The 5,282-nt window shown below is 64.1% G+C and carries 6 protein-coding genes; 4 read left to right on the forward strand and 2 right to left on the reverse strand.

Annotation, left to right across the window (positions count from 1 at the left end):
• Positions 1 to 896: 896 nt before the first annotated feature.
• The gene (locus ABN273_RS58815) at positions 897 to 1,055 is read right to left on the reverse strand and encodes a helix-turn-helix domain-containing protein (protein WP_349458515.1); all 159 of its coding nucleotides are present in this window, start codon (positions 1,053 to 1,055) and stop codon (positions 897 to 899) included.
• Positions 1,056 to 1,215: 160 nt separating this feature from the next.
• Here ABN273_RS58815 and ABN273_RS58820 point away from each other — a divergent pair, with 160 nt between their 5' ends.
• From ABN273_RS58820 to ABN273_RS58835, 4 genes are all read left to right on the forward strand, one after another.
• Positions 1,216 to 1,920 (forward strand): DUF4386 domain-containing protein, encoded by a 705-nt coding sequence (locus ABN273_RS58820; RefSeq protein WP_349458516.1) that lies wholly within the window; start codon positions 1,216 to 1,218, stop codon positions 1,918 to 1,920.
• A 78-nt stretch (positions 1,921 to 1,998) separates the two neighbouring features.
• Complete coding sequence (locus ABN273_RS58825; RefSeq protein WP_349458517.1) at positions 1,999 to 2,133, forward strand: helix-turn-helix domain-containing protein; 135 nt, start codon at positions 1,999 to 2,001, stop codon at positions 2,131 to 2,133.
• Between the two features lie 475 nt (positions 2,134 to 2,608).
• Positions 2,609 to 2,767 (forward strand): hypothetical protein, encoded by a 159-nt coding sequence (locus ABN273_RS58830; protein ID WP_349458519.1) that lies wholly within the window; start codon positions 2,609 to 2,611, stop codon positions 2,765 to 2,767.
• 332 nt (positions 2,768 to 3,099) lie between these two features.
• Entirely contained in the window at positions 3,100 to 3,663 is a 564-nt protein-coding gene (locus tag ABN273_RS58835) for a hypothetical protein (protein ID WP_349458520.1), read from the forward strand.
• On the opposite strand, the gene ABN273_RS58840 is transcribed toward ABN273_RS58835, so the two are convergent.
• A complete protein-coding gene (locus ABN273_RS58840) occupies positions 3,629 to 4,702 on the reverse strand; it encodes a hypothetical protein (protein WP_349458521.1) in 1,074 nt (357 codons plus the stop codon). The genes ABN273_RS58835 and ABN273_RS58840 overlap by 35 nt on opposite strands.
• Positions 4,703 to 5,282: the final 580 nt, after the last annotated feature.

Genomic DNA, 5,282 nt, shown 5'->3' on the forward strand with positions numbered 1-5,282 from the left:
CGACACCGACCACTCCATCCACGACCGGGAGGAGGGGGAAACCCGGCCGCGCACCGCATGATCCCGGACGCCAAAGACTCAGGTCACGAACCTACAACCGCGTGTCGCGAGTTAACCAGCAGGATCTCCTTCACCTTCAAAACCGATCCGGACAGCGGATCGCCGGTAAAGATCGTCCGAGGCTGGGCCATCGTGGAAGGAGTCCTCCGTCCACTGACGGCCACCGAGATCATGAATTCTTCGCGCACCGATCCGCGCACCGGAGATTCTCTACCTCCCGAGCCTGCGGTCGAATACGTCGACTCTCACGAGCCTTTCGAACAGTGAGTGCTCGGCGCCCTCTTGCCCATGCTTTGGTCTGTCATGGCACGTCAGCCATGTGGTGTGCGGCCCGCCGACGCCGCGGGGCCGGCGGCCGCATCGCCATGGGCGAGATGCGCGAGCAGGGTCAGCGATTGTGCGGCTTCGCTGCCTGGAGTGGCGTGGAAGAGAACCGCCCACCAGGTCGGCCAGATAGCGGGCACGGCTTCTGGCCCGGCCAGTCCCCGTCGTACAGCGCCCGGACCGCAGGGGCGAGGAACGCGGCACGCACCGCGTCGACATGCTGATCGGCTGTTCGGTGTTCGCCGCCGCGCACAAACTCCGGGCCTGGGTCGGTGACGGACGTGCGGTCACCCCCGGTGGTGCTCTCAAACGGACGCTGGTGCCGGAAGTTGTGGCGGCGGTCGGCGTGCGGTGTCCGCGCCCATCAAGCCCTGGCCCAATGCGAGAACGGCTAGCCGCTGCACCATCCCGTAAAGGACCGTAGCCGGACTTCCCGGCAGCATGCCTCCTGAGAAGGGCCGGTGCCGAGGCTCCGGTCCGACGAGAGATCTGGCTCCGGGAGTTCGATCCCGCTAAAGACGGCGGTCGGCGATCCCGTCGGGGATCGCGTCCTTGTTCACGACATGGTGGTACAGCGACATGGCCTCGACGCCGAGCCGCTCTGCGACATTGCGCATGCTGACCACCGTGACGCCCCGCTCGTCGGCGAGGGCCGCGGCTGCCTCGATCATGCGCTGCCGGCTGAGGTGGGTGGGTGTCGACGCTCTGGGTACCCGGACCTCCTTGGCGGCAGACTTGCAGCCTTACGTGTGTAAGGGTAGCGTCTGTAGCGTCCTTACAGTTGTAAGAGGGAGAGCGGCCGGCCCGCGCCGACATATACGGGGCAGCGTTATGAATACAAACAGGCGAGCAACTGCAATTGCAGGCGTACTGGCCATCGTGGGCATGATCGCCGGTGTGTCAAGTATTGTTCCCGCTCTCGAGGAGCCACACTATCTCGATCTCATTTCCGCACATGAGAGCCAGGTCATCGTCGGCGCGGTTTCTCAGTTCATCATGATCCCCGCCTATGTCGGGTTTGCGCTGAACCTGTATCCGACGTTGAAGAGGGAGAATGAGGTGCTCAGTCTGGGTTTCCTTGGATTCAGGCTGATCGCAGCGACGTTCCATTTCATAGGCGTGATTCTTTTGCCCTTGTTTCTGGTGCTGGGTCAGGAATTTGCCCAGGCAGGCGCTTCGAGCGCATCCCACCTCGAGGCCTTGGGGGAGTTGCTGCGGACGGCGCGCGACTTGGTTAATCATGTCGCATTAATTCTCTCCCTGGGTGTCGGGGATCTCCTGTTGTTCGGCATCCTGTATCGATCGAGACTTGTCCCTGGGTGGTTGTCGGTGTGGGGGCTTCTTGGGATCGGATTAGCTATGTCGGCGAGCTTCTTGGTGCTGTTTCGTATGACTGATGTCGTCGCACCACTCTACCTATCCATAAATGCACCACTGGCGCTGCAAAGCTTGGTCTTGGCCATCTGGTTGATCACAAGAGGATTCGATACAAAGACATTAACCGCGGGACACCAGCACGACGGCCCGCGCGGCTGACGTGCACGTCGTCCCACCTTGTTGCGACGGCCTGTGCGTGCCGAAGGCGAGCCGCCCCAAACGCGCCGCGGCGAGCCTGTGCATCCACCGTCGAGCCCGTACTACCGGCTGCGCAGGATCGAGGAGATCGCCGCTGTCGAGCGGTCCAGCGGGGGCGACCGGCTCGCCCTGCATCTGGGACTCAAGGTCGCCAGGCTCATCGAGCTGAGATGACGGCGGTACGACACCTACGTTCAGCCGGTATAGGCCACCGTGGTGCGTGACCTGCCCCTCGTCTACTTCGGGGACTTGGACGTCAAGGGATTGGAGATTCCGCAGGCCGCGGCGGTTGCCGCCGTATTGTCTTCCGTCGTTCCTGCGGCTCGGTTGTATCACACTCTCCTAAGTTGGCATCCCCGGAAAGGCCGCGCAATAGATCGAGCACGCGCGAGCGAGCTCGCAATGGCCGGTGCCGGTGTCGGTGGGCAGGAGGCCTCGTTCTGACCGGCTAGGTCTGGGCCGCCTCGCGGGCCCGGACCTCCGGGTCAACGATGTTCCCCCGGTCCTTGATCTGAGTGTCAGAGCCTTTGCCGATTCCTCCGGGTGATCGTTTTTGGCCATCCAGAGCTCCTCCCTCTCTTGTCATTCCAATGCCAAGCAGAGGAAGCTGGGGAGCGATCAGAACGAGCCCTCACTGGGAAGGACCTCCATGCGACTGCTTGCCAAGATTGTTCTCGCGAGCGCGTTGGCCACACCTCTACCAGTACTGCTGTCACCGTCCGCGCACGCCGATATTACGGTGAATGTGGGCGTGAGCACGGGCGGCGGCGACGACTACCACTGCGTAATTGTGCTCCTCTGCAACTGACAGGTGCCACCGCCTCGCCTTAAACCAGGCGGGAAGGTGTTCTATGCGAGCAAAGATCGTTAGAGGGAATCCGAGACACCCTCTGAGGAAGGTCCAAAGGCCCGGAGCCCGAGGATCTCGCCGAGCGCGGCCTCCAGCCGCCGGGTGAGATCGCTGACCTGGTCCCGGAGTCGGGATTGCGCTCCAGCGCGGTGTCCAGCCGCCGCTGGAGCGACGCATCGCTGGCAGGATGCTGCCCTGTCCGACCAGAGGAAGGACGGGGGTGCGCAGCAAGATGACGATTGGACAACGCCCGGTGCATCGCCGTGGCGGAGTCGGCAGGGTGGTGCACCATGACGACCCAGCCTGCTCCTGGTTTGCGCGGCCTCGCGCCGGGCGTCCTGGCCGCGCTGGGGTGGCAGAGCTGCCAGGTGGTCACGGCGCGGGCGCTCAGCACGCCGCGTGTGGTGCTGTGCGAGCTGGACGAGCGCGAACACGCCAGACGGCAGGAAGCCGAATTGCCGCCCACGGCCGACGCCCTGTTGCTGCGGTGCCGGGCAGCCGTCGATCCTGCCTTTCTGGAGCGGCCATCACCAGTACGTATTCGCGGGGCTGTCGCTGCACGAGCCTCGTGGCGGTCCGCGCGGGCGAACCTGGCGGAGTTCGGCGCTTTCGGCGCCCGCGTCGCGGTCTTGCCCGCTAGGGTTGCACGCCGGGATGCGGTGCGTGCCGAGGCCATCTATCACGGGTTTGGCCTGGTGACCGCTGAAAAGCCCCATGAGGTGATCCAGTCGCCTGACACATACGTCAGTACCAAGCGGACATGGGTCCACCGGCTTGTGGAGGAAATCGTCTACGACGCCGTGCTGTCCCAAAAGCCGCTCAGCGCTGGGACTTGGGCAGCCATGCGTTCATGAACCTGGGTGGCTCCCAGATGAGGTGATACTCATCCTCGATCCACTGGTACCAGCCCAGCGCGCCATCGATCGCGCTTGCCCACGAGGTTGGAGAGGTGACTTGCTGCTGTAAGTCGTCCAGGACGCTCGCGTTGTGCGCGGCCAGGCTGACGTCGGCACAGGTGGCGAACCGGTCCATGGTGCGGTTCCCGCACTCGGAGCAGGCGCACCGCCACAGGTCTTCCACCAGGTCGTCATGCTGCTGGGTGTGCGCCCAGCCTTCCAGGATGCGTTCGACTTTCATGAAGCTCAGCAGCCCGGGCACGATCGCGTACTTGGTGGGCGGTGTCCCGTACGGAGGCCCTGGACGGTCCGCGGGGTACAGGTGCCGCAGTGAGGAGGTGACACCGACCGCGACCCAGGCGGCACCGTGGGCGAGCGCGCCGATCCCAGACAGGTCCGTACACAGCAGGCTCACCGCCGGGCGTGCCTGCTCCAGCAGGTGTTTCAGTCCGTGCACCGCCCATTGGGTGGCGAGCGGGTCAGCGGTGTGCTCCAGGACTAGCGCGACCGGCATCCGGTGATGGTTGATCTCGCTGATCAGGTGCTTGACTCCATCGTCGGCCAGCCAGGAGGCATGTAACGGCAGCACGGCAGTCACCCCGGCGCCAGCACGCACGGTCTGTTCCAGAATGGCCACCAAGGCGGAACGATCCGCCTGGCCCACATAGCCGGAGTCGGTCAGCACCACCGGCAGCCTCATCTGCCGCTGCGTCTGGATCCAGGACCGGGTGAACAACGTCGTGCCTGAGGGACGCTTCGCCCCGGCGTAGCGGCGGCGATCGACCATGACCGGGCGCTCCGCAAGCTCGTCCTTGTGGAACGAGACGGCGCTCAGCGCTTGCCCGCCGCTGACCACGATCCCGGCCCCGTAGTCAGCGCCGAGGTACCAGAACTCCTCAGCACGGTTCGCCGAAACCTGCATCAGCAGCCGATTGGCCAGGGGAGACCGGTCGGGATCACCGCTTTCGGAACGTTCGCTGGCCTGGAAGGCATCCATCGCGCTCTGGCCCCTCCACCCTCGCCGAAGAAGGGAAACAGCTCGATCTCTTTCGACGGTGACCGCCACCCGCCCGCCCGTCAAGTAGCCCCCCGATTACAGGGGAAGCCCCATGTCCGAACCCGGCGAGCCCAAGCCGATCCCGCTCTGATCGTCCAGGAGGCAGTGATGCGGTGCTTGGACGTCATCGAGTGTCAAGTCAGGGAAAAGCCGACGTACGACCACGTCATGATGCTCCGCCAGTCCAGCTGCGCGATCGGTTCGAATGCGTGGCTTTCTGACAGCTACCGTCATGTAGGACGATCAGCGGGTGGCGGACTGGGCGAAGCTGATTGAAGCGATCGCTGGATTGGTAGGCGCGGTCGCATGGCCAGTGGCGATCGTCCTCGCCGTTTGGCTGATCATGCGACGGCACAGGGATGCATTCGGCCGGTTAATTGACCGGATCAACTCTGTGGACCGTCCCGGGAATCTTGGAGGCTACGATTCCTGCGAACTTGCGAATGACGTAGCAGATTCCTGCGCCTTATAGAAGGCGCCTTCATACTCCTTCGGTGGAATATTACCGCAGAACGAGTGG

Source organism: Nonomuraea sp. B19D2 (assembly GCF_040137845.1).
Lineage (GTDB): Bacteria > Actinomycetota > Actinomycetes > Streptosporangiales > Streptosporangiaceae > Nonomuraea.